General features: G+C 63.5%; 20 protein-coding genes and 1 pseudogene. 12 read left to right on the top strand and 9 right to left on the bottom strand.

The annotated features are described in order from the left end of the window. Nucleotides 1-98: 98 nt before the first annotated feature. Nucleotides 99-1991 (top strand): TRAP transporter large permease subunit, encoded by a 1893-nt coding sequence (locus tag MKL20_RS32485; RefSeq protein WP_244040146.1) that lies wholly within the window; start codon nucleotides 99-101, stop codon nucleotides 1989-1991. A gap of 554 nt (nucleotides 1992-2545) precedes the next feature. On the opposite strand, the gene MKL20_RS33315 is transcribed toward MKL20_RS32485, so the two are convergent. From MKL20_RS33315 to MKL20_RS32475, 3 genes are all read right to left on the bottom strand, one after another. Next, nucleotides 2546-3010, bottom strand: coding sequence for a PilZ domain-containing protein (locus MKL20_RS33315; protein WP_409568225.1), 465 nt, complete (start codon nucleotides 3008-3010; stop codon nucleotides 2546-2548). Next, nucleotides 3007-3276 carry a hypothetical protein gene (locus MKL20_RS32480; RefSeq protein WP_244040145.1) on the bottom strand — a complete coding sequence of 90 codons (270 nt, stop codon included), beginning with the start codon at nucleotides 3274-3276 and terminating at the stop codon, nucleotides 3007-3009. Before MKL20_RS32480 ends, MKL20_RS33315 begins: the two co-directional genes overlap by 4 nt. An 84-nt stretch (nucleotides 3277-3360) precedes the next feature. Next, nucleotides 3361-5748: an EAL domain-containing protein gene (locus MKL20_RS32475; RefSeq protein ID WP_244040144.1), complete on the bottom strand. Its 2388-nt coding sequence runs from the start codon at nucleotides 5746-5748 to the stop codon at nucleotides 3361-3363. Nucleotides 5749-5983: 235 nt separating this feature from the next. Between MKL20_RS32475 and MKL20_RS32470 the strand changes: the two genes are divergently transcribed. Together MKL20_RS32470 and MKL20_RS32465 are read left to right on the top strand one after the other, a co-directional pair. After that, nucleotides 5984-6457, top strand: coding sequence for a dienelactone hydrolase family protein (locus MKL20_RS32470; RefSeq protein ID WP_244040143.1), 474 nt, complete (start codon nucleotides 5984-5986; stop codon nucleotides 6455-6457). Beyond that, a complete protein-coding gene (locus tag MKL20_RS32465) occupies nucleotides 6454-6732 on the top strand; it encodes a dienelactone hydrolase family protein (RefSeq protein ID WP_244040142.1) in 279 nt (92 codons plus the stop codon). Before MKL20_RS32470 ends, MKL20_RS32465 begins: the two co-directional genes overlap by 4 nt. A 132-nt stretch (nucleotides 6733-6864) precedes the next feature. On the opposite strand, the gene MKL20_RS32460 is transcribed toward MKL20_RS32465, so the two are convergent. Further along, nucleotides 6865-8322, bottom strand: a complete 1458-nt coding sequence (locus MKL20_RS32460; protein ID WP_244040141.1) for an MmgE/PrpD family protein — start codon at nucleotides 8320-8322, stop codon at nucleotides 6865-6867. Nucleotides 8323-8828: 506 nt separating this feature from the next. Here MKL20_RS32460 and MKL20_RS32455 point away from each other — a divergent pair. After that, nucleotides 8829-8996: a hypothetical protein gene (locus MKL20_RS32455; RefSeq protein ID WP_244040140.1), complete on the top strand. Its 168-nt coding sequence runs from the start codon at nucleotides 8829-8831 to the stop codon at nucleotides 8994-8996. A gap of 205 nt (nucleotides 8997-9201) precedes the next feature. Here the strand turns inward: MKL20_RS32455 and MKL20_RS32450 are convergent. From MKL20_RS32450 to MKL20_RS32440, 3 genes and pseudogenes are all read right to left on the bottom strand, one after another. Continuing rightward, nucleotides 9202-9399: pseudogene (locus tag MKL20_RS32450) on the bottom strand (IS630 family transposase); the annotation flags it as partial. 164 nt (nucleotides 9400-9563) lie between these two features. Further along, a complete protein-coding gene (locus MKL20_RS32445; RefSeq protein WP_244040139.1) occupies nucleotides 9564-11048 on the bottom strand; it encodes a methyl-accepting chemotaxis protein in 1485 nt (494 codons plus the stop codon). 850 nt (nucleotides 11049-11898) lie between these two features. After that, the gene (locus tag MKL20_RS32440; RefSeq protein WP_244040138.1) at nucleotides 11899-12642 is read right to left on the bottom strand and encodes a helix-turn-helix transcriptional regulator; all 744 of its coding nucleotides are present in this window, start codon (nucleotides 12640-12642) and stop codon (nucleotides 11899-11901) included. Between the two features lie 342 nt (nucleotides 12643-12984). On the opposite strand from MKL20_RS32440, the gene MKL20_RS32435 reads away from it, so the two are divergent. Together MKL20_RS32435 and MKL20_RS32430 are read left to right on the top strand one after the other, a co-directional pair. Next, nucleotides 12985-14165 (top strand): IS3 family transposase gene (locus MKL20_RS32435; protein ID WP_244040137.1). Its coding sequence is split into 2 segments (ribosomal slippage): nucleotides 12985-13246 and nucleotides 13246-14165, totalling 1182 coding nucleotides; the frame shifts between segments, so codons are not numbered across the junction. A 281-nt stretch (nucleotides 14166-14446) separates the two neighbouring features. Further along, complete coding sequence (locus MKL20_RS32430) at nucleotides 14447-14647, top strand: hypothetical protein (RefSeq protein ID WP_244040136.1); 201 nt, start codon at nucleotides 14447-14449, stop codon at nucleotides 14645-14647. A gap of 243 nt (nucleotides 14648-14890) precedes the next feature. Here MKL20_RS32430 and MKL20_RS32425 read toward each other — a convergent pair whose 3' ends face one another. Together MKL20_RS32425 and MKL20_RS32420 are read right to left on the bottom strand one after the other, a co-directional pair. Next, a complete protein-coding gene (locus MKL20_RS32425; RefSeq protein WP_244040135.1) occupies nucleotides 14891-15865 on the bottom strand; it encodes a hypothetical protein in 975 nt (324 codons plus the stop codon). A 264-nt stretch (nucleotides 15866-16129) separates the two neighbouring features. Next, nucleotides 16130-17338: an IS701 family transposase gene (locus tag MKL20_RS32420; RefSeq protein ID WP_244040134.1), complete on the bottom strand. Its 1209-nt coding sequence runs from the start codon at nucleotides 17336-17338 to the stop codon at nucleotides 16130-16132. A 561-nt stretch (nucleotides 17339-17899) separates the two neighbouring features. Here MKL20_RS32420 and MKL20_RS32415 point away from each other — a divergent pair. The 6 genes from MKL20_RS32415 to MKL20_RS32385 all read left to right on the top strand — a co-directional run. After that, nucleotides 17900-19177, top strand: coding sequence for a tyrosine-type recombinase/integrase (locus tag MKL20_RS32415; protein WP_244040133.1), 1278 nt, complete (start codon nucleotides 17900-17902; stop codon nucleotides 19175-19177). Next, entirely contained in the window at nucleotides 19174-19734 is a 561-nt protein-coding gene (locus MKL20_RS32410; protein ID WP_244040132.1) for a hypothetical protein, read from the top strand. Before MKL20_RS32415 ends, MKL20_RS32410 begins: the two co-directional genes overlap by 4 nt. Nucleotides 19735-20244: 510 nt before the next feature. Further along, nucleotides 20245-20538 (top strand): hypothetical protein, encoded by a 294-nt coding sequence (locus tag MKL20_RS32400; RefSeq protein ID WP_244040130.1) that lies wholly within the window; start codon nucleotides 20245-20247, stop codon nucleotides 20536-20538. Further along, entirely contained in the window at nucleotides 20535-22748 is a 2214-nt protein-coding gene (locus MKL20_RS32395) for a DUF3987 domain-containing protein (RefSeq protein ID WP_244040129.1), read from the top strand. Before MKL20_RS32400 ends, MKL20_RS32395 begins: the two co-directional genes overlap by 4 nt. A gap of 51 nt (nucleotides 22749-22799) precedes the next feature. Next, nucleotides 22800-22949, top strand: a complete 150-nt coding sequence (locus tag MKL20_RS32390; protein WP_244040128.1) for a hypothetical protein — start codon at nucleotides 22800-22802, stop codon at nucleotides 22947-22949. Next, the coding region (locus MKL20_RS32385) for a hypothetical protein (protein WP_244040127.1) at nucleotides 22950-23200 on the top strand (251 nt) is incomplete at its 3' end.

Below are 23200 nucleotides of genomic sequence, written 5' to 3'. Positions count from 1 at the left end.
CCAGGGCTCGGCCGGCCCATCCCAGTTCTGCGTTCCCCCGCGGGCCGGACGGGCAGTTGTTGAACGACTTCGGCAAGCTCGCCTGAGGGACGATCGCCATGCAGTTTGACATAGCGGCCGTCGAGAGCGCGGCGGGGCTTGAACTGGCGGGGCCGCCGCTCCGCGCCCGGAGCTGGCTGCGCAAGCTGGACGTGGCCCTCGGCTACCTCGTGGAGATACCGGCGGCGCTGCTGGTGCTCGCAGAGATCGCCGTGCTGTTCGGCGGCGTGGTCAGCCGCTACGTCTTCCGCGAGCCGCTGGTCTGGTCGGACGAGCTGGCCGCGATCCTGTTCCTGTGGCTCGCCATGCTGGGCGCCGTGGTCGCGTTCCGCCGCGCCGAGCACATGCGCATGACCGCCATCGTGGCGATGTGCGGCCCGCGCCTGCGCGCCTTCCTGGAGACGGTCGCGCTGGTGGCCGGCCTGATCTTCGTGGCGCTGGTGCTGGAGCCGGCCTTCGAGTTCGCCAGCGAGGAGACCTTCGTCCAGACCCCCGCGCTGGAACTCAACAACGCCTGGCGCGCCGCCGCCCTGCCGATCGGCTTCGGCCTGATGCTCCTGGTCGCGGTGATCCGCCTCCTGGAGACCGCCGACTGGCGGCTCACCGTCGGGGCGCTGGCCCTGGGCGGCGCCATCGCCGCCGGGCTGATCGCGCTCCAGCCCTGGCTCGCGGGGCTCGGCAACCTCAACCTGCTGCTGTTCTTCGTCCTCGGCGTCGGCGCCCTGGTCTTCTCCGGCGTGCCGATCGCCTTCGCGTTCGGGCTGTCGACCTACGCCTACATCACCCTCACCACCAACGCCCCGTCGATGGTGGTGGTCGGGCGCATGGACGAGGGCATGAGCCATCTCATCTTGCTCGCCGTGCCGCTGTTCGTGTTCCTCGGCCTGCTGATCGAGATGACCGGCATGGCCCGGGCGATGGTCGGGTTCCTGGCCTCCCTGCTCGGCCACGTCCGCGGCGGCCTGCACTACGTGCTGGTCGGGGCGATGTACCTTGTCTCGGGCATCTCCGGCTCGAAGGCCGCCGACATGGCCGCGGTCGCGCCGGTGCTGTTTCCCGAGATGAAGGCGCGGGGCGCCAAGGAGGGCGACCTCGTGGCGCTTTTGGCTACCACCGGCGCCCAGACCGAGACGATCCCGCCCTCGATCGTGCTGATCACCATCGGCTCGGTCACCGGCGTGTCGATCACGGCGCTGTTCACCGGCGGCCTGCTGCCGGGCCTCGTCCTGGCCGTGACGCTCTGCGCCCTGGTCTGGTGGCGCTACCGCCGGGAGGATCTGAGCCACGTCGCCCGGCCGTCGGGCCAAGTGATCGGCCGGGCGCTGCTGGTGGCGGTGCCGGCCCTGGCCCTGCCCTTCGTGATCCGTTTCGCGGTGGTCGAGGGCATCGCCACCGCGACGGAAGTCTCGACCATCGGCATCGTCTACGCGGTGCTGGCGGGGCTGCTGATCTACCGCCAGTTCGACTGGCGGCGGCTCTACCCGATGCTGGTGATGACCGCGACCCTGTCGGGGGCGATCCTGCTGATCATCGGCGCGGCCACCGGCATGGCCTGGGCTCTGACCCAGTCGGGCTTCTCGCAGACGCTCGCGGTCGCGATGAAGAGCCTTCCCGGCGGCCCCGTCGTCTTCCTGTTCGTGTCAGCCGGCGCGTTCATCGTCCTCGGCTCGGTGCTGGAGGGCATCCCGGCGATCGTGCTGTTCGGCCCGCTGCTGTTCCCGATCGCCCGGCAGGTCGGCGTGCACGAGGTCCACTACGCGATGGTGGTGATCCTCGCGATGGGCATCGGGCTGTTCGCCCCGCCCTTCGGAGTCGGCTACTACGCCGCCTGCGCGATCAGCCGGATCCACCCGGACGCGGGCATGCGCCCGATCGTCGGCTACATCCTGGCCCTGCTCATCGGCCTCGTCGTCATCATCCTGGTCCCCTGGTTCTCGATCGGGTTCCTATGACCGCGACTTCAGCGGACCGGAACGGGTCGTTTTTGCAATAGGACACTTCTATCAATCAGCCAGGCTCGAGGGCGGAGTCGAAAAACGGAAACCTCTGGGCCTCCAGCAGGCCATACAATCTCTCGAAAGCGTCGCTGGGCGAAGACGGGCCCTCGTCAATGTTCTGCCGATCCGACTATGGCCGCTGTCGCACCTTTGGAACAATCTGATCGACGCAGGTCACGATGTTGAAGAGTTCATTTCCGATAAGCGGACCTTCAGCTTTGCGCCCATTCCGGACATTCAGCTGGCTTTGACAGCATCCCGTAAGCGGACGTCACCGATTGGGATCGACCGCTTTGTAAGAGTGGCTTACGGAACCGGCAAAGCTCGGACGGAATTCTTATCATCAATAGGATAGATCACGGTCGCTGTTTCCTACCGAACGGCTGCACATCGCGACTCAAAGAATAGTGTGCTCGCCGACCGCCGCGTCGGGAGCGGTTCGAGAAAGGCTGCGCCGACGCCTTGGTCAATGCGTCGCATGACTGTCGCCTGTCGCCGCCGACTTTGGATTACTTTCCCCCAGCGCTGGAACAGTGTCCAATGACAGCGCCACGCCCGAGGCTGACAGGTTCAGAATCTGCGCCGGCACGCGCCGACCATCCGCCAGTTCGACCTCTACAGCCGTGCGCTCTGGAACGATCCGTCGGTGGACCCGCACGACCTCGGACAACTTCGCTTGCCGGCGCGCCAGCTCGATGAAGCGCCGTGCCACGTCGCCGGGAGAAGGGGTCGTGCCCGATGACGCGCACGGCGAAGTCGCGGGTCCCAGCCCACACGACACGAACCTGAGCGGATCCGATGTCGCGGATGTTGCAGACTAAGCGCTCGTCGACCGCCGGCAGCGTTGCCGATCGCAGTCTCAACCCTTCAGACGAGATGTCCACAGTGACCGCGTGGAATTCGGATCCGTCGCCGCGAAGGCACAGTGCCGGGACCACGACGGGGTGGCGAGCGGCGGCGCGATGTTCACTCATGGGTCAATCGCCGCCGTGACAGGGCAAAAGGCACCCACGAGCACGTTGGCGAGTGGATCTGCCATTTCCTTAAAGAGCGTCAATGCTTTCGCGGGAATGAGTGGATGGCAGGGCTGCCGGTCGATCAGCGCTGCATAGGTATTCCAGATCGAAGCCATCTCCTCGTCGAGGTCGTGCATAAGGCGGGCTTGGACCGCACCAAGATCGTCTACGAGGCCCTCGCCACGGCGCGGGGCATCCGTGATCAGCACGAGATGGCTCACCATACGTCGACTTTCCGAGCTTTAGCTCACACAATTCGAGCCGACGGCCTCGTGCCGCTCCCCACCGCGACGCATTTTGACACTTCGCTAGGCTACCAAGGCGTGATGGCCGCTTTCAGATCGGGCACCATGCGTGTGCTCGGTGAAGGCCTCAATCGAGGCTGGACGGCCCATCAGGTAGCCCTGCGCGGCGTGGCAGTTCTCGGCGGACAGGAAGCTCAACTCCGCCTGCGTCTCGACGCCTTCGGCCAACACCGGAAGTCCGAGGCCGCGTCCAAGCCCGAGCACCGACCGTACGATCGCGGCGGTCTGCTCGTTACCATCGACCGAGCGGATGAACGAGCCGTCGATCTTGATCTTGTCGAACGGGTAGGCCCGCAGGTTCGACAGGGACGAGTACCCGGTTCCGAAGTCGTCCATCGCGATGCGGACCCCCAGAGCCTTCAGCTGGCGCAGGGTGGACTGAGCCCGACCAGGATCACGGATGAGTGCCGTCTCGGTGATCTCGATCTCCAGTCGATTGGGTTTGAGCCCGGTCTGAAACAGGACTTCGTGAACGAGCTGGGCGAAGTGCGGCGCGTGTAGCTGCACGCCCGAAACGTTGACGGCGATCGTGAGTGGGTTCGGCCAGCTGGTCGCCTCACGACAAGCTTCCCGAAGCACCCACTCGCCGATCTGCAGGATCGCGCTGCTCTCCTCCGCGATCGGGATGAACAGGCCGGGCGAGACTGCACCGCGCTGGGGATGTTGCCAACGCAACAGCACTTCGAAGCCGAGTACGGTACCCGCCTGCACGTCGGTCTGCGGCTGATAGACCAGGTGCATCTCGCCGCGGGCCACGGCGTGGCGCATGTCATGTTCGAGGAGGCGCCGCTCACGGACCTGTACGCCCAGCTTGGCTTCGAAGAAGCGATAAGTACCACGACCCTCGGCCTTGGCTTTGTAGAGCGCAGTGTCGGCGTAGCTCAGGAGCAGCGCGCGCTCATCCGCGTCGTCCGGGTAGAGAGCGATTCCGATGCTGGTGGCGATCATCGGACCGGTGGCGTCGGCGCTGCTGCTGCGCAGAGCTTCCAAGACCTGCTCGGCCAGGCGTCCTGCTGCGACCGCTTGCTCGCAGGGCATCAGGATCGCGAACTCGTCGCCCCCGAGACGCGCCATCAACTGCGTCTCGTCGAGAAGTGCCGTGACGGAGCGGGCAACGGTGGCCAGCATGGTGTCACCGGCCGCGTGACCGAAAAGATCGTTGACCTCCTTGAACCGATCGAGGTCGAGGCAGAGCACCGCGAGCTTCCGGCCGGTCGCCTCAGCTACCTTCAGTTCTTGGTCGAGGCGTTGATTGAAGCTCGCTCGATTGGCGAGCCCGGTGAGCGCATCGTGATGGGCGAGGAACTCGATCTGTCCCTCGGCCCGTCGCCGAGCGCGCAGGTCTCGCACGGCGACGGCGTAGTGCGGCTGGTTTCCGTAGGTGACCGGACGCATGATCAACTCGACCGGGATCGTGCCGTCCTCCGCGACCTTCAGCTCCGCATCGATCAGCTGATCCGCCTGTTCAGTCAGCGCGAGGTGGGTTGCAGCTTCAGGCAGGAACCGCGACAGCGCAGCCCCGGAGAGATTCGTCGCGGCGAGGCCAACGAGTTTGCCGAAGCTGTCGTTGGCGCTGACGATGAGGTCACCCCGGCACACGACCAGCCCCTCGACGGCCGCGTTGGCGAGGCTGTGTAGGCGATCCCGCTCCAGCGCGACGTGGCGCCGGTCGCGGATGTCGAGGGCCAGCGCAGCACTTGCGAGGAACAGGATGGCAAGGCTCGCGAGGGCGATGCCGACCGCGAGCCAGCGGGCCGGGATAGCACTCTCCGAGATCAGGAAGCTCGGATCAGGAACGATCGTGACCGCGCCCATGGCGATGAAGTGGTGGCTGCAGATCGCGAGCAGGAGCAACAGCGCGCCGGTCATGCGCCCGAGCAGGCTCTCGCCTACGAGCGCGACCGAGAGGGCAACGCCGCCGAGCACCCCGCCGAGGATCAATGAAGCCGCCACAAGGGCAGGATCCCATACGATGTGACCGGCTATCTCGAACGCGGCCATCCCGGTGTAGTGCATGGCCGCGATGCCGAGCCCCAGGATCGCGCCGCCGAGCGTGGCTGCGAACGGTATGGCACGTGCGAGCGCGATGGTCAGGCCAAGTCCGGTCAGGGCGATGGCGTAGACGAGCGAGAGGCTTGTGAGACCGACGTGATAGGCGCTCGGCAGGCCTGGCTCGAACGCGAGCATGGCGATGAAATGAGTGGCCCAGATGCCGGACCCGCCGGCCACGGCCGCGACGGCGAGCCAGATCGCGCGCATCCGCTGGCTTGCTTTGCCAGCGTGGCGCAGCAGCTCGACGCATGTGATCGCAGCGAGCGCACACATGACAGCCGCTAGACCGACGAGCCAAAAATCATGTGAGTCGGAGAAGCAGCCGATGACCTTCAGCATGGGATTTAACCAAGCAGGTTATGAAGATACTATGCTTGGCATATACGTGTTTTTAGACTGTTAATCTCAAGCGTATCATCTCTTATGGTATATTTTGTTTAAATGCGGTCTATTAATTCAACCATCGATTGCATATCATAAAAGGGCAACTGGATCGGTCGATTCGCGGTCGGTCCGCTGACGGGCGTACGTGGTTTGAAGCGGACACTGCGAATGTCCGGTCGAGGAGCATCCCATGCCGAGCGAGCGAGTTACGATCCGGACGCTCGATGGCGATTGCCCCTCGCACGTCGTGATCCCGTTCAGGGGCGGACCATGGCCCGCGGTGCTTTTCTACATGGACGCCGGTGGTATCCGGCCGGCGATGCTCGATATGGCGCAGCAACTCGCTGAGGCTGGCTACATCGTCCTGCTGCCGGATCTCTTCTACCGTTACGGACCCTACGGGCCATTCGTGCCCAAGGAGGTGTTCGCGGGTGACTTTCGCGCAGTCCTTGGACCGCTGATGGCTACAACCAGTCCCCTGAAGGCCGCTGAAGATGCAGAGGCCATACTCGCTTACCTCGACACGCGTGACGACGTCGGAGGTCGCAAGGTTGGGGTGGTGGGCTTCTGCATGGGCGGCGGCATGGCCCTGGCCACAGCACAGCGGGAACCTACCCCGAGCGGTTCGCGGCAGCCGCAAGCTTTCACGGGGGCAATCTCGTGAACGATGCGCCCACGAGCCCCCACCTGTTCGCGCCAAAGCTGAAGGCGGAGGTCTACATTGGCGTGGCGGAGAACGACGGCAGCTACCCGCCTGCGATGGCCGAGCGGTTGCAGAGGTCTCTGACGGAGGCCGGCGTACGCTATACGACACAAACTTATCCGGCCGCGCACGGTTGGATGATGCCAGACTTTCCAGTCTACGACCACGCCGCCGCAGAGCGTGGCTGGGGCGAAATGCTCGCGCTCTTCAGCCGAACTCTGCACGGCGGTAGGTAATTACTCGCGGCACCGATCCAACGTCTACTTACTCGGCAGGCGGTGAAATAGTCAAAACGGCAAGGTCGTTCGCGAATCGAATGGCTGTAAGCTACTCCGCTTTCAGCCGATTAATTGAGGACATCGGAATGATCAGGCGCTGATCAGCGGCCGCAAGGTCCGGATATCATCCAGGTCTTCAAGGGCATTTATACGGGCGATCAAGGCATCCGCCCGGGATGCGCCAAGGACCGGCGCGATTAGGTCGCGAATTTTCGCGTTCACGCGCTCCGTGCTCAGAGGATTCTCTTTGGTCCCCGGTGGAAATTTTGTGAAATGGTCGAACATTCGACCATCTACGAGCGTGAGCTCGACCCGAGCACTACGCGGGGCCTCCCGCGTCATGAGTGCGGGGTCACCCACGATCTCAACCCTCGCGCGCAGTGCCTGAATCTCAGCGTCCTGCATCAGCTTCGTATCGTGGCTGTCAGCAAAGGAAACGGCCCCTCTTACGAGAGCCAGGGCCACCAAGTGCTGACAGTTCACGTCAGGCATGGCGCTCTGGCCGACGATGCCGACGGCATCGGTCGGCAATCGGACCACCACCCGTCGCACGTCTTCGGCTCGCACGCTCAACCGCTCGCGCAGGGCCAGGACTGCGTCCAGCGGCGACTGGATCGGATAGCCTACCGAGAAGGTCTTGATTGCCGTCTCGGTCACGTAGAAGCGGCTGCCAAGGTTCTCCAGCATCGCCTCGGGCTTCGGATCGGTCGAGAGGGCGATGAACAGGTTGTGCGTGCCGTCGAGAACATCGAAGACCCCGGTCAGTCCCGCCTGCACCATGGCCACTGCGGTGACGCCGTTGCGCGCGCCCATGCCGGCAAAATCGAACGCCTTCTCGATATGGTCTTCGTCCTTCACCCAGCTCCACAGACCGGAGACCTGCTGCGCCGCGTAGGAAAGCGCGAAGCGCATACCGCGTTCGTCGAGTTGTGCGAGGGCGGCGGCAGCGCCGAGCGCCCCGAAGGTAGAGCTCGTACCTTCTGCGCTGCGGTGTGTGCCGCGCACGAGGTCTGGCCCGAGCGCGAGGAGTAGCCGGCAGCAGAGGTCGTAGCCGAGGGCGACGGCGCGGATCATCTCGGCGCCAGATCGGCCTTCCTTCTCCGCCATGGCGAAGGCTGCAGGCACGGTCGCGGAGCCGGGATGCGCCTTGGTGACCGGCTCGAAGTCGTCCGTCTCGTCAGCGTGGGCGCACATGGCGTTGGCGAGCGCCGCGTTGATCGCAGTCGTGCGTAGGTCAGAGGCGACAACCGAGGACTGAACGACGCCTCCGAGGCTGCGGACATAAGACGTCGCCATCTCGCCCGGCCGCATCCGGGCGCCGGAGATCATAGCGCCGAAGGTGTCGAGGATGCGATGCTTGCAGGCCAGCAGAACCTCGGGAGGCAGTGGCTTGTCGCGAGCCTCAACCATGTAGCGGGCCAGCCGTCCGGTGACGTCGCTGTCGGCGGAAGCGGCTTGAGCAGGGAGGGTTGAGGCGACCAAGAGGCCGCCCGCTCCCTGCAGAAATCGACGGCGGTGTGGCGCGCGACCCGAGGCTTTCCGCATCATTTTCGATCTTTCCTGAGCTTGTATGCAGGGGCTCGTAGCCTGTCCCGCTCAGATCGTCGAAGCACGCGTTAGGCGGCTTCTTACTCACGACGGCGGTGTCGACGACAGCAGGACCCTGCTGCACGGTCTCGTCAGCTGGAGCGAACGCATCTTTTTCCGGTCGAGTGCGTCCGCCACGAGCCGACCAACATGGTCAAGCACGCCTGCGAGACGAGCGGCAGGACGTTCCGATCGGTCCGCAGCGCAGGCCTCGCGAGCTTTGTGCACGCGATCATGCCGGCCTGATCCTGCGTTGGTCACGTTTGAATATCTGCTCGGACGCTTCAACCGTCGATGGAAAGCTCGGTGAGACGGTCGACCAGATGCAACGCATCCGCCTGGAAGGCTGCACCGACGTGCAAGGCGACCTGATCAGCCGGCCTATCCCAGTTGACGACCTCATGAAGCTGCTCGCCGAGCACAACGCCCAGGCCTGATCGCACACAAACGTTTCCAGGAGCCCCCCGATGAGTGAGCTGCACCGCCCGGTCTATGCCAGAAAGAACCTTTTGGAGATGAATGAAGCCGAGGCGAGCGCGGCGATCGCGCAGACTCTGGAGACGTCTCGACGCAACAACGCCAAGGTCGAAGTCGCCGAAAGCGGATGCCTTCGCCCTTGCGACGGAACGCGATGATTGCGCTGGGTACCTGATTTGGACCTCAGCCGGCTGCGCGCGCGGCTTCCCGCACCTGTGGCGTTGACACATCGACCTGTTCGCCCGCTCGGGCGATCGCTTCCAAGCCGCCGGCAACCTTGGTCACGCCGTGCGGGGCCGTGTGCACGCCGCCCGACTGATCCTCCCCCGACTTCACGGACAGGGGGTTTAGAGCTGCGTCCGCTCAGATTGGGTCATAAGCGTCGTAGCCTGCGGCGGTGATGTAGTTCCGGCATTCGGTTGGGCTGAAGGCGACGAAGGCGTCCCTGATGGCCTGCCAGAGGTTGGGGACGGTGCGTGCGGCGGCGGTGCGCAGCAGGGCTTTGAGCTTGGCGAAGGCTTGCTCGATCGGGTTGAAGTCCGGCGAGTAGGCTGGGAGATGCGAGCGCAGCTCGCCGCGTAAGCCTCCGTCCGGTTCTCGATCGCCGCGCGCACGAGCTCGCCGAGCGCATCGTCGAGGCTGCGCCGCACGGCAGCACCAACCTCCGACAGATGTGCCCAGTTGCCCAAGGGCGGCGGCGGCCAAATCAGGGCTCTGGGCCATCGTCAGGCGACCGCTCGCGCAGCTTCCCGCACCTGGCGCGTCGCTGCATCGACCTGCTCGCTCGCTCGGGCGATCGCCTCCATGCCGCCGGCGATCGTGGTCACGCCGTGCGCGGCCGTCTGCATGCTGCCCGACATCTCCCGCGTCACCGCCGACTGCTCTTCAACGGCCGCCGCGATCGCGGCCGAGACCTCGTCTAGACCCCGTATCGTGCCCTGGATCGAACCGATGGCATCGACCGCCTCCCGGGTCGCCGCCTGCGTCGCCGCGATCTGCCCGCGGATTTGGTCGGTCGCCTTGGCGGTCTGCTCAGCCAGCGCCTTCACTTCGGTGGCCACTACCGCGAAGCCCTTGCCCGCTGCCCCGGCGCGCGCAGCCTCGATCGTGGCGTTCAGAGCCAGTAGGTTGGTCTGCGAGGCGATGCCCTGGATCGTGGTCACGACGTCGCCGATCTGTGCCGCTTGCCCGCTCAGTCCCGCCACGATGCTTCCCGTGTGCCGGGCCTGCTCGACCGCCTCGCCGGCCATACGCGCGGCGTGGCTGACCTGTTGGCTGATCTCGCCGACCGAGGCTGAGAGTTCCTCCGCCCCCGAGGCCACGCACTGGATGTCGTTCGAGACCTGTCCGACGGTGCCGGCGGCCTCCGTGGTCTGCCGCGTGACATCCTCGACCGCACTACCGATCGCGTCGAGGTCGGCGCCGATCGCCCGCTGGGCCTCGGCCCGGCGCTGACACTCGCGAACCTGGAGGGTGATGTCGGTGGCGAACTTCACCACCTTCACCACGTGCCCGTCCGCGTCGGTGATCGGATTGTAGGTCGCCTGGATCCAGACCTCGCGGTCGCCTTTGGCGATGCGTCGGAACTCACCCGCGGCGAAGGTTCCCTGAGCGAGCTTCGCCCAGAACTCGCGATAGGCTGCCCCGGCCCGCTCCCCGACATCCACGAACAGGCTATGGTGCTGCCCCCGGATCTCATCCAGGCGATAACCCATCGCCTCGAGAAAGTTGGCGTTGGCATCGAGGATCGTGCCGGCCAAATCGAAGGCGATCACCGCTTGTGAGCGGTGCAGGGCGGTGATCTGCCCGTCGAGGTCGAGCAGACGCATCTTCTGCGCGGTGATGTCGGTAGCGAACTTGATGACTTTCACGACGCGGCCGGCGCGATCGAGCACGGGGTTGTAACTCGCTTGTACCCAGACGGTACGGCCGCCCATGCCGACACGTTTAAACTCAGCCGACTGAAAGGTGCCTCGCCGCAGGTCCTCCCAGAACGCGCGGTACTCGGCGCTGCCGCGGTGAGCCGGCTCCACAAACATCGCGTGCAGTTGTCCCTGCACCTCAGGCAAGGTGTAGCCCATCACCGTCAAGAAATTGGCGTTGGCAGTGAGGATGCTGCCGTTGGGCTCGAACTCGATGACGGCCTGCGACCGGCTCAGCACCTCAAGTTTTGCCGCGAGATCCGCATGCTTCCGCATCCCACCAAGCATGGTCTTTTTCTCCCAGATCAGTTGTGATTGCCCAACAGCAGATCATGAAGCCGGAAACTATAAAAACGACCCGCCGATGCGTCGGCTTTTTGCTAACTTTACCAAGAATACTGCTAAATATATGTTAATTAGCTCCTAATGGGAGAAAACTGGTCTGAAAATCACGCATATCATAATAGTTGAAAATGAGGATTTGTGCTCGCGGAAGCAAAGCAACTTGAAGCTGCAGGATCAGGTTGGGGGCATAGTACAACGGTAAATAAATTGTCGAATGTCTCGTCGGCTTCTCAGCGCTCGGCTCTGTCGACGACAGACCTTAAATTCATGGTGGTCTCTCGTAGTCGAACGCTACAAATTGAGCTACGCAGCGTTGCAGCAGATGCTACCGTTCCATAGCACGCAGAAGGCTTAAGTATCGCTCTCGAACTTGGCTGTTTCGCATTTTTCGAAATAACCGCAATAATTCAGCCTCTTCCGGGGCTGATGGCTCGCTCTGATCATCGAGGTCCAGATCAAAAAAGACATCCGTCGGAAGATCCAGGGTTTTGGCAATTTCCTCCAGCATATGCGCTGGCAAGCATCTAGTCCGAATGGGCATGCAACCTACTACTTTATCTGATCTCTTATGTCAGCTAATGTCCCTAGGCATTTTAGCGGGCGTTGAAAGTCCAAGTGCGCAAACAACTCAGCCACTGGGGTGCTGGCTGGCATCTTGCGCTCAGAAGCGCCTTGCTTTGAGATATCACGATACCCTGATTTTCAAACTTAGATCATATTAACCAGCCGCACAGCAGCTTGCTTTCCGGATCGGGAACCTATTTATGGGAATGGGCACGCGAAAATTATGTCATCAGTCTAAGCGCGTCCGATTGTTGCGAAAATGGGACGGCGGAGCTCCGAGGACCTGCCGGAATGTAGCGGTCATCTGACTGTGGTGGCTAAAACCGGCTGCATAGGCGACTTCGGTTAGGGACAGTCCGCCGCCTTCAATCAGGGATCGAGCCAAGCCTACCCGCCGCTTGATGATGAACTGATGCGGCGACATGCCTGTCGAACGGCGAAATGCGCGGCAGAAATAACGCGTGCTGACATTCAGCGCGGACGCAAGTTCGACGAGGCTGGGCCGATTGAGCAGCTGTGCTTCGATTAGATCGATAGTCGTGGAGAGTTGGGCTCGTGAAAGGCCACCGCGTGAAACCGTCATTTCTGCCGCGGTCCATTGGGCCGGCAGAGCATAGTGGACTAGCGCTAATACGATCGTTTGCACGAAGATCGCTCCGCCGGGATTTCCGTCCCGAAAGTATGCTGACATCGCGCCGAGCAGGTTGCTGATGATCGTATCTGCGGCGTCGCACTCTCTCTGGTAGGCGAAGCGCCGCTTAGGCACAGCTTCCGGACCTACATCGCGTTCAAAGGCGGCCGCGACGAAGCCCGGTGAGATCTTGACGTGATGGCCACGTCCACGTCCCTCCCAAGCGCCAGTGAGGTGATCGCCGGGTGCACTGATCGCCGCACTCGGAGCGACTGTTTGGAACGGCGTCCGGGCCGTGCCAATGCGTTGTCGGAGCGGATCCGGATGCGCCGCGATGTGCAACCATGTGGTGACGACGTCCCACGTCCCTCCTGGTCCGTACTCAACCTCGGCGTACTGCCAATCCGGTTCTTCATGATGCCGTAGGGTAACCGGAGGATCGCTCCAGCGATCCCACGCTCCGGCAGGGCGCACGATGTTAGCTATAGCGCTTCATCCCAAATTGGCTCGAGGCACCAAAGAATCAGATATTGTCGAGCCGCATTATAACGTGACGTATCAATTTCTCATCTCGTATTCGGTGCCGGCTCGCAACGGTTGCGTTGCACCGGATCGGCCAGTGGTCAGCCCCCATTGAAGTGGTCCGCCCTTTGGTATGGCTTTTGAGCCTGGAGGACGGACGAGATGGCAAAACACCCGAAGCCCGAGGAGATCGTCGCGAAGCTACGTCAGGCGGACGTGCTGATCTCACAAGGCCAGAGCGTGGCCGATGCGATCCGCGCGCTCGGTGTGAGTTCGGTGACGTACTACCGGTGGCGACGTGAGTTTGGCGGGCTGAAGTCAGATCAAGTTCGACGGATGAAGAGTCTGGGGACCGAGAATGCTCGGCTTCGAAAAGCCATCGCCGATTTGACGCTGGACAAGCTGATCTTGCAGGAGGCGTCCCGGGGAAACTTCTGAGCCCTGCGCGCCGACGCGCCTGTGTCGAGCACATCATGCGGACGATGACCGTCTCCGAGCGCCGCGCTTGTCGGGCGCTCGGACAGCATCGCTCGACACAGCGCAAGGTACCGCGGGGCCGCGATGATGAAGAGGCGCTAACGGCCGATCTCGTGGCGTTGGCTGAGAAGTACGGACGCTATGGCTACCGCAAGATCAGCGCATTGCTGAAGGCGGCCGGTTGGTTCGTCAACGACAAGCGCGTCGAGCGCATTTGGCGGCGTGAGGGTCTGAAGGCCCCAGCTAAGCAGCCCAAGCGGGGGCGGATCTGGGACAACGACGGCTCCTGCGTCCGTCTTCGCCCGGAACACCCCAATCACGTGTGGTCGTATGACTTCGTCGAGGCCCGCACGCATGATGGACGCAAGATCCGGATGCTCAACGTGGTCGATGAGTTCACGCACGAATGCCTGGCGATCCGGGTCGCCCGCAAGCTGAAGGCAACCGACGTCATCGACGTGCTCTCGGATCTGTTCATCCTGCGTGGCGTACCTAGCCATGTCCGTTCGGATAACGGCCCGGAGTTCATTGCGAAGATCGTACAAGCTTGGATCACCGGCGTCGGAGCAAAGACGGCCTACATCACGCCAGGCTCACCGTGGGAGAATGGCTACGTCGAAAGCTTCAACGCACGGCTTCGCGACGAACTCCTCAACGGCGAGATCTTCTACACACTCAGGGAAGCGCAGGTCGTCATCGAAAGCTGGCGACGTCACTACAACGGCGTGCGCCCGCATGCATCGCTGAGATACCGGCCGCCGGCCCCGGAGGTGTTCGTGCCAGCCTTGTCCGCTTGGCCGGCTGCGCTCGCCCGACCAGCTCCGCCGGCCAAGCTACCCGTGGCGGAGCGGCCCACCGTGCACTAACTTTACCCTTGGACCACCTCGTGGGGGCCGATCAGTTCCTACGTCCGCTTCCCCGCGTAATTCCCCCGAAGCAGCTATGCGGCTTTCGACCAGACTCAGCCATCGCGCAGCAGGTGCATGAGCGTCCAGGATGCACGTGAGCGGTCATCCAACAGGACGGGTCGTGTGTTTCCTCGCGACTGCGTTTTCGGTAAGCTACCGCTGTGCGGATCATAATCAATCCGAGTCGGAACGACCTCGAGCGCCTGCTAGTCGATGCGTCAGGCGGGAACGTCCGCGCCTTGCGCGCGCCGGACGGCCGGATTCTCGCCTGGGCAGCCGCAGACGCACGGCACGTCGAGGTCGCCGCCGCCCTCGACCTCTCATTCGAGACCAGGGCGAATTTGCAGGCCGCCTCGTACCTGTTTAATCGCCGCGACGTCGAAGCGGCGGGCGACTTCGCAGACTTCGATGAGTTGGTGAGGCGTTTTGCGAGTGGGTAATGTGTGGAGCCCTCACCCAGTGGTGATCGCTTAGGTAACGCCCTCCGGTGCGTTACACGCCACGCCACGCCACGCCGATCCGCACGCCGGACGCGGAAGCGCTCAACTCCAAAGCTTTCGCCAGAGATGCGCAGGTGCCGAGAAAGTTTTAGCACTACCAAGCCCATAAGATCAACGGAGGACCGCGTCCGGCCACCAAATCGTAGCGCCCTTCCACTACACATCAGAAGGCATGCGTCGCTTTTAAGTCTGCGCTTTAGTCTTCTTCCGAGAAAATTTTTCGACAATAACACCCTTCTGAACATCATCGAATGCTGGCGGCGAGAAGGACTTACATGTGAAATCGGGTAAGATTCCGAGGGCATCTTGAGAAGTTTGAGTCTCAGCACATTTGCTTAGGATCTCTAAGGCAACATAACGCGCCCGCGATAACCATTGCATAAATATGCGCTCATGATACCGCCAAGTAGTTTTACCACTCAATATGGCATCGAGAAGTGTCTGGCCCTCAATTAATTCAATACTCTTTGCCGCGTATGCGAACGCGGCAGCGTCTTTCTTTCGCCGCCAGTATTCTTTAACTGACCGCTCACCGGGAAGCTCCGGCTCATATATATATACCGACTCTAATATCGGAGCGGCCGAATTTAGACTGGGCTTGCCATATATCTCCTGAGGAAGCAGATTATCTACGTGATAGTGATATATTTCTACAATCTTTACAGCGCAATCGGTAGATTTTGCGCACTCTGCGAGCTTACTACGGTAGCCAGCACGGGACAGAGATTTGGCTATGCGCAGGATGCCGCCGATTGGATAGTATATTTCCTCAAAGAATTCCGGGTCGACGAGGTGGGTGCGGATCAACACATCGCCGAGGCGCCCAGCTCCTCTGTATAGATCACGCCCAGCTTTCTCGGCTGCGTCGAGATGTAGAGCGGTACGCAACACCATCGCGCGCTTGGGCAGGGTGACATCGCTGGGGTCGGCGACCCAGGCACAGAAACCCTCGTATAGGATGTCTTTGTGCGCGAAGTACGAGTCGCCGGGCGCCGCGAGAATGGTGACGACCTCCCGTGGGTCAAACGTGTCCCACGCATATTCGGCAAATGATCTTGAGGTGCCCTGGCGGCGTGATGGGCGCATCTCACTTAGGCGGGCTTGGATACCCTGCCACGCCTCCACCAGATCCGGTTTCGGCCTCGAGTCCATGGTCACAGTAAGGCGCCCACTGCACACCGATCGTAAGTGTTAGCTAGCATTACAGTTGCGTTGTTTGGTTTTCCCGACGACGGCGTGTTTTGCTGGGCTTACGGCGTTGACGCCCTTTGGCTTCTGAAGCTCGACGTTTGAAATGGGCGTTTCGGGCGGCAGCCTGATGCGCGCGTCGCCAGAGCGACCACGCTATGACGTGAGCGGGCTGGATGCGCCGTTGCGCCAGCCGCACGGCGATGCGGCGGATTTCCTGGACCGACCAGCGGATCAGTGAGCGCGCAGCCTCGGCCGGGCGCAGCTTTTTGGGGGCGGCGCGTTGGCGTAATGGCGGATCACCGCCAGCAGCGCGAAGGCCATCATCACCAGGCTGACGTGCCGGTGCCAGCCGTGCCAGGAACGGGTCTCGTTGTGGGCCAGCCCGAGCTCGGTCTTGGCGGTCTCGAACGCGTCCTCGATCGTCCAACGCTGGCCCTCGACCGCCACCAGGGTCGCGATCGGCGTGCCGGCCGGGCACCAGGTCGTGAAGTACGCCCGCGCGCCGTCGGCCAGGCTCCGGCGGATCAGCAGGCCGCGCGTCCAAAGGCCAGTCTGATCGTAGGCGGCGCCATCGAGGTCGGCCAACGCGCAGTAGGCCCAGTCGTACAGCCGCGCGCCCTTCGTGCCCTCGCCCGCCGACAGGCGTATCCAGGCCGACGGTGCGAGGCCGTCGGCGATCGCCTCGGCGGTGCCGGCCACCAGCGGCTTGCCGACCCAGGCCTTGAACCGGTGATCGGTCTTGACCCCGAGCACGTAGCCCTTGCCCGCCCGGCGCAGCGCCATTTCGATGTCGCCGACCCCGTAGACGGTGTCGGCTGCAACCCACGAGAACGGCACGCCGGCGGCGATCGCCCGCTCGATCATCGCCAGGGCCAATCCCGGCTTGGTCGAAAAGCCCGTCCCCTCCGGCACGTGGGCGGCGGCCAGCCGGGCTGGATCCGAAGTCCAGGTCCTGGGCAGGTACAAAGCCCGGTCGATGAAGGCATGACCGTGCCGCGAGGCGTAGCCCGCGAACACGCCGATCTGACAGTTCGTGATCTTGCCGGCCGAGCCGGTGTACTGGCGATGGACGCCGCACGAGGCTTTGCCTTGCTTCAGGAAACCTGTCTCGTCGAGAACCAGAACCGCGTCCGGGTCGGCCAGGGTCTCCAGGGCATAATCCCGCACCACGTCGCGCAGGGTGTCGGCGCCCCAGCGTCCGCGACCGAGCACCGCCTGCTGACGCCAGAGCCCGGGATCGCCCGCGGCTTCCGCCCGCATCCAACCGGTCTTGCGCCGCTCCGCGCCGAGCAGTCCGTCCAGGAACGCCCCGGCCGAGGCCGCGACCCGCTCCTGAGTAAACAGCGGGCGCATGCGTCCCTTCACCTCTCGCAGCGACGAGGCCCAGAGTTCCAGCGTCGCCTCGACCGAGGCCCCTGACGTCCATGATGCGCGTATCATGGCGACGCAGAGAGTCAGAACCTCGTCAAGAATGCAACTGTAATGCTAGCGGAGCAGCATCCGCCGTCCAAGCTGTGCACCTGACGCGTCCGCCGCCGCGACCGGCACGCCGACCGGTCACCGAACGGAATTTTTCCTTCAGCAGCATCTTGGCGCTGGCTCCGTCACATACAATGAGCTTCAGCTCGTTCACGCCACATGCCACAGCGAATTAGCGCGCTTTAAGAGGCGATGAGGTCGAGATTGCGTGACATTCGCCTTTGCGGAACCACTGAAGCGTCCGAATGGATACGGGCAAGTCCGGACTCGTCCGCAGGACACAAACTGGACACCGCAGCAAAGCGAGCATGCTAAGTAGTTGATATTGTTGGCGCGCCCTACGGGAATCGAACCCGTGTTTTCGCCGTGAAAGAGACGCTCTAATGTCTATGAGCGTCTATCCCCGTACAGCATTTCCGTTTGCAGTCAGATACATAGCTCATTGCAGCCTAGGCTTGTCTATGGGCGTATAGGGACGCATATTGGACATCTGTTGGACAACGCTTGCAGAGGAGCCCCACCGTGGCCCGCAGTGTTCGTGACGCCAACCTTGAGACTCGCACCGCTCGCCAGCGGCTGCAGCCGCGCGGGAAGCCGTACTACCGCACGCTGGAGCCGGGCCTGCACCTCGGCTACCGCCGGCCGCTGAAGGGCGCCGGCAAGTGGGTCGCCCGCCACTACATCGGCGAACGCGATTACGAGGTCGAGACGCTGGCCGTAGCCGACGACTTCTCGGACCCGGATGGCGTCGCCGTGCTGAGCTTCCGACAGGCGCAGGATCTGGCTCGCTCCCGGATGGTCCAGCGGGCGCATAGCGCCGCTGGAAAGACTGGGCCGCTCACCGTCCGCGACGCGGTGAACGCCTACGTCGACTTCCTCGACGCCAATCGGAAGACCGGTGTCGATGCCCGCAAGAGGGCAGGGGCCCATATCCTGCCGATCCTTGGGGACATTGAGGTGGAGGCACTCACCACCAAGCAGCTTGAGACGTGGCTCACCGACATGGCGAAGGCTGCGCCCCGGATCCGGACGAAGGCTGGCAACGAGCAGCGCTATGGGGAGATGGCGGTCGATGATGAGACGAAGCGGAAGCGCCGTTCGTCGGCCAACCGAACCCTGACGATCCTGAAGGGCGCGCTGAACCGTGCCTGGAGGGGAGGGGGCATCTCCTCGGATCTGGCTTGGCGCCGCGTCGAGCCCTTCGAGAACGTGGATGCCGCCCGCGTGCGCTACCTGAAGATCGCCGAGGCCAAGCGCCTGATCAATGCCGCCGAGCCGGGCTTCCGTGCCTTGGTTCAAGCCGGTTTGGAGACCGGTGCCCGCTACGGCGAACTGTGCGCCCTAGAGGTCCGCGACTTCAACCCAGACTCGGGCACCGTCGCGATCCGCACCTCGAAATCGGGCAAGCCCCGCCACATCGTGTTGACGGACGACGGCGCAGCGTTCTTCGCCTGCCACGTAGCCGGCCGTCCTAGCACCGCACGCATGTTCGTAAAGACCAACGGTGAGCCGTGGGCTGCCTCGCATCAACTTCGGCCGATGGCGGACGCTTGTGCCAACGGCAGGATCACGCCTCCGATCGGATTCCACGGGCTGCGACATACCTGGGCTTCGCTGTCCGTCATGGCCGGCGTCCCGCTGATGGTGGTGTCCCGCAACCTCGGTCACGCCGACACCCGCATGGTTGAGAAACACTACGGGCATCTCGCGCCGAGCTACGTTGCCGACGCGATCCGGGCTGGCGCACCGAGATTTGGCACAGGGGCTAACAACGTCGAGACGATGCAGTCGGTGCGATGACAATCACACCGGCATTTCTACCAGAAGAGTTGATCAGCCTTGAGCAAGCACGCGACGAAGTTGGTGCTGCGATCTTAGGCACGCTGCTCGTGAGCAATCGGCTTAAGGCCCTATGTTTCGACCCGTTCGGCCATTGCACCCCAATACATTCGACAGTTTGGGGAACGGACGCTGGCAGGCAGATCATGGATGCGGGGGTCGTGCCGTTCGGCATTGCTCAGCAAGTCGGCATTCAGAATTATCGAGACGAAGACATCGGTACTTATGTAGATAAACACGCTCTATTTGCGAATATCGAAGTCGTGACTGAGGACGATGAGTCTGCCAAGGTGGAGGAGAAGCCGAAGAACAAAGGCGGCCGCCCATCCGCCGATTGGGACGCGGTTTTTATTGCCGCTGCGTGCCACATTGCGACTGACGGTCTTCCTGCAACTCAGAGCGAGTTCATCGGAGTGCTTCAGGAAAAGCTTGGCGCGAAGGCGCCAGGCGACACTCAAATGAAAGAGCGGATTGGCCCGCTCTTCAACGCAGTCAGAAAGGCGCTGACTACAGGTTAGCCGGAAATCAATCGCCTTGAGTTTCCGACGGTTTCCGACGGTTTCCGGCTGACGTCATCCAACACCGTCTCTTACTCATGTGCACCGCCACAGACAAAGGCAGGTGCATAGATGCAAGTCTGGACAATCCCCGAGTGGTGCGCGCACCGGAAGATCTCCCGCGCAACCTTCTACAACCTGATCAAGGCCGGCAAAGCGCCGCGTACCATGAAGTTTGGCAACTCCGTCCGAATCTCGGCGGAGGCTGATCTGGAATGGCTGCGCGCGTGTGAGGCGGAGTCTGCCTCGCGGACCAAGGATGCCGCTTAGCGTGCAAAAGAAAACCTGCGCTCAGCGCGGGCCGAGGCAGGTTTCCTTGATTTTCGCTTCGCAGGCCGACACTCAAGGAAATACTCCCGCCCCCGCCTTTCGGCAAGATCTGTATCTCGCCGCACGCTACGGTCTGACGCCGGCCGTCGCCTCCGCCATCGCCGAGTTGGCGTTCACGGTGACTGACCGTTGGGGGCGCGCATGAGCGCCCCCACCCTCAACCCCAACGATTACGCCTATGGCGACCCGGACAAGTACCGGGCCCACATCGCCGAGTTGATGGCCCTCGTCAGCATGCGTGCCAACATGGCCGGCGACTATGCGGCCATGCGCGACGACGCCGGCCTCCGGTACTCGATGAAGTGCGCCGCGGCCGAATTCCGCGCTGCCTTAAACTTGCTCGGCGATCTAACCGAGCAGTTGGAACGCGAGCGCCAGCGGCGGCAGCCCGCGCCTGCCTCCCAACCCCATTCGAATCAGGAGGCGCGCGTATGAAGGCGCAGCATTTCGCTGCCGAGGTGTCTCGCCTCGGCTCGGCCGCCGATGACCACCGTCACGGTGATCGTACCAAACCTAACGGCGCCAACGGCACTATCGGCACAGGGGGGTCTGGTTCCTGGCCGGACCCCGACCTGAGCCTGCTCGGTACCGGGCGGCGCTCGCCGCCAGCCTTCCCTCTCCATCTGCTCGGCCCCTGGGCCGGGTGGTGCGAGCGCAAGGCCAAGGGTGCGTCCGCGCCGGTGGACTATGTGGCGGTGGCCCTGCTCGCCAGCGTCGGCGCCACCATCGCCAACGTGCGCTGGCCCCAGGCTGGTACCGCTTGGTCGGAGCCGCCGGTCCTGTGGTGTGCCGAGGTAGGGCCGCCGTCCTCATCCAAGTCTCCGAGCATGGATGCGGCCTTCAACCTCGTGCGCTTCGCCGAGGATCGGATGGCCGACGGCTTCGAGCAGGTTCAGCAGGAGCACGCCACCGCCAAGCAGGCCTGCGAGGCTCGGGTCGAGGCGTGGAAGATCGAGGTCCGCACCGCCGTGAAGAACGGCGACCCGCCGCCCGCGATGCCGCCCGACGCGCAGGAGCCGCCCGCGCCGGTTCGGCCGCGGATCCGGGTGGCGGATGCCACGGTCGAGGCGCTGGGCGCCTTGGCGGCTGGCCTGCCGCGCGGCCTGCTGCTCGTGCGGGACGAACTGGCCGGCTGGCTCGGCGCCTTCGATAAGTACGGCGGCGGCGGCTCTGACCGGGCGTTTGCGATCGAGATGTATGGCGGGCGCGCCTACGTCGTCGACCGGATGAAGAACCCGGAGCCGCTACGGATCCGGCATCTCAGCATCGGCGTGCTCGGCGGCGTTCAGCCGGACAAGCTGGAGATGATCCTGAATGGGCCCGACGACGGGTTGGCTTCCAGGCTGCTCTGGGCATGGCCTGAGACGAAGCCGGACTTCAACCTAGCCCGCGGCGCGCAGGACGACGGGCCGATGCAGCGCGCGTTCGCCCGGCTCACCGATCTGCTGCAGTTCCATGACGAGTTCGGGCACCCGGAGCCGGTCTTGGTGCCGCTCGCCCGCGATGCGGAGGATCGGCTGGAGGCGTTCGCCCGGGACATCGTCGAGCGCTGCCACGTGGCCAGCGGCCTGCTCGCTGGTACGCTCGGCAAGGCCCGCGGGCACGCTCTGCGCCTGTCCGCCGTGCTGGAGTTCCTGTGGTGGTGCGGCGGCTCCGATCAGGCCGAGCCGCAGGTCGTCTCAGCGGACGCGGTCACCGCGGCGGCCGACCTGTTGAACGCCTACTTCCTGCCGATGGCCGAGCGGGTTTTCGGCGACGCCACGATTCCGATGGTGGAGCGGCGCGGGATGCTATTGGCACAGCACCTCCGGCAGAACCGGCTGCCCGAGTTCAACGCCCGCGAGCTCCGACGCCAGGTCGGCGGCATGCTGCGGGACGCGGCCGACATGGAGGCTGCTTGCAAGCAGCTCGTAGAGGCGGGGCTGATCCGGCCGCGCTTCACCCGGGCCGGCGAGGTGAAGGGCCGGAAGTCTCAGAGTTACGAGGTTCACCCGGAGGTCGCCGTCACCCGCCCTTTTGCCGATAGCTCGGTTCCTGAGCGATCTTACCCCCCTGTGCCAATAGTGCCATTAGCGCCAATAGCTCCAAAAACTGACCTAACGGCACAAACGGCACAAACGGCACAGGGGGGTAAGATAAATTCGGACGCGCGTGAGATCGGGCGCGTGTTGGAGGAAATGATCACGCCGATGCTCGATCACCTCGTGGAGGTAGCCGACCGGGCGAAGGTCCGCGGAACGATGGTGGCGTCAGACCCAAAACGTCGGTCGAAGCGCACCAACAAGCATATCGTGACGGTGTTCACGATCTCCGCCATCTCGCGCTGCGTGAAGGCTAGCGCGGGGCCGCTGGTGAGCTTGGAGGACAAGCTCGACATCACGCCCCCGCACAAGCGCTCCATCAGAGCCGATCTGCTTGGCCGTGAGGCCCACACCATAATGGGCTGCGGGGGCAACTGGCCTTGCTGGATCGCAGTCGTCGAAGGCGATCAAAGAGGCCGTGGCTATCCAGCCAATCCCGACTCCTTCGACGCTTGGTTCAGGGGCTGGACCACAACCAAGGGCATCGTGGTCGTCGGCGACTGGCGCGAGGAAGCACGGAACGACGGCGGGCTGGAGTGGCTGAAGCGCGCGGCGGCGGAGTGACTGCGCTCGGATCGCAGCCCGGCATCATTCATTAGCAACGGAGGATTCGTGATGACCCATTCCAATATCGCCGGTGCGATCAACGCCGCTCATGCCGGTGTCGAGGCTGCCAAGCGCGAGGGCGCCCGGTACGCCGTCGAGTGCGGCCGGCTGCTCGACCAGGCCAAGGAGACTGGCCCGCACGGTGGTTGGGACGCCTAGATGCGGTTGAACACCACGGTCTCACCCAGGACGGCGCAGCTCTACATGCGGATCGCTCGGCACGTGGAAGGCGACCCGGCAAAAGCGCAACGCGTTGCGGGTTTGAGCGGGCGGGAGGCCGCGGCCGAGGCGACCGGACCAAAGCGCACGGCGGCGGCGCGCAAGCTCATGTCGCCGGAGGTCGAGCACGACTTCACTGAGTTGAAGCAGGTCTGGGACGAAGCGAAGGACAACCCTGATTGGCAGGAAGG

This window comes from Methylobacterium sp. E-066 (assembly GCF_022829635.1).
Classification (GTDB): domain Bacteria; phylum Pseudomonadota; class Alphaproteobacteria; order Rhizobiales; family Beijerinckiaceae; genus Methylobacterium.
The sequence above is the reverse complement of the archived record's forward strand: the minus strand, read 5'-3'. Positions and strand labels throughout refer to the sequence as shown.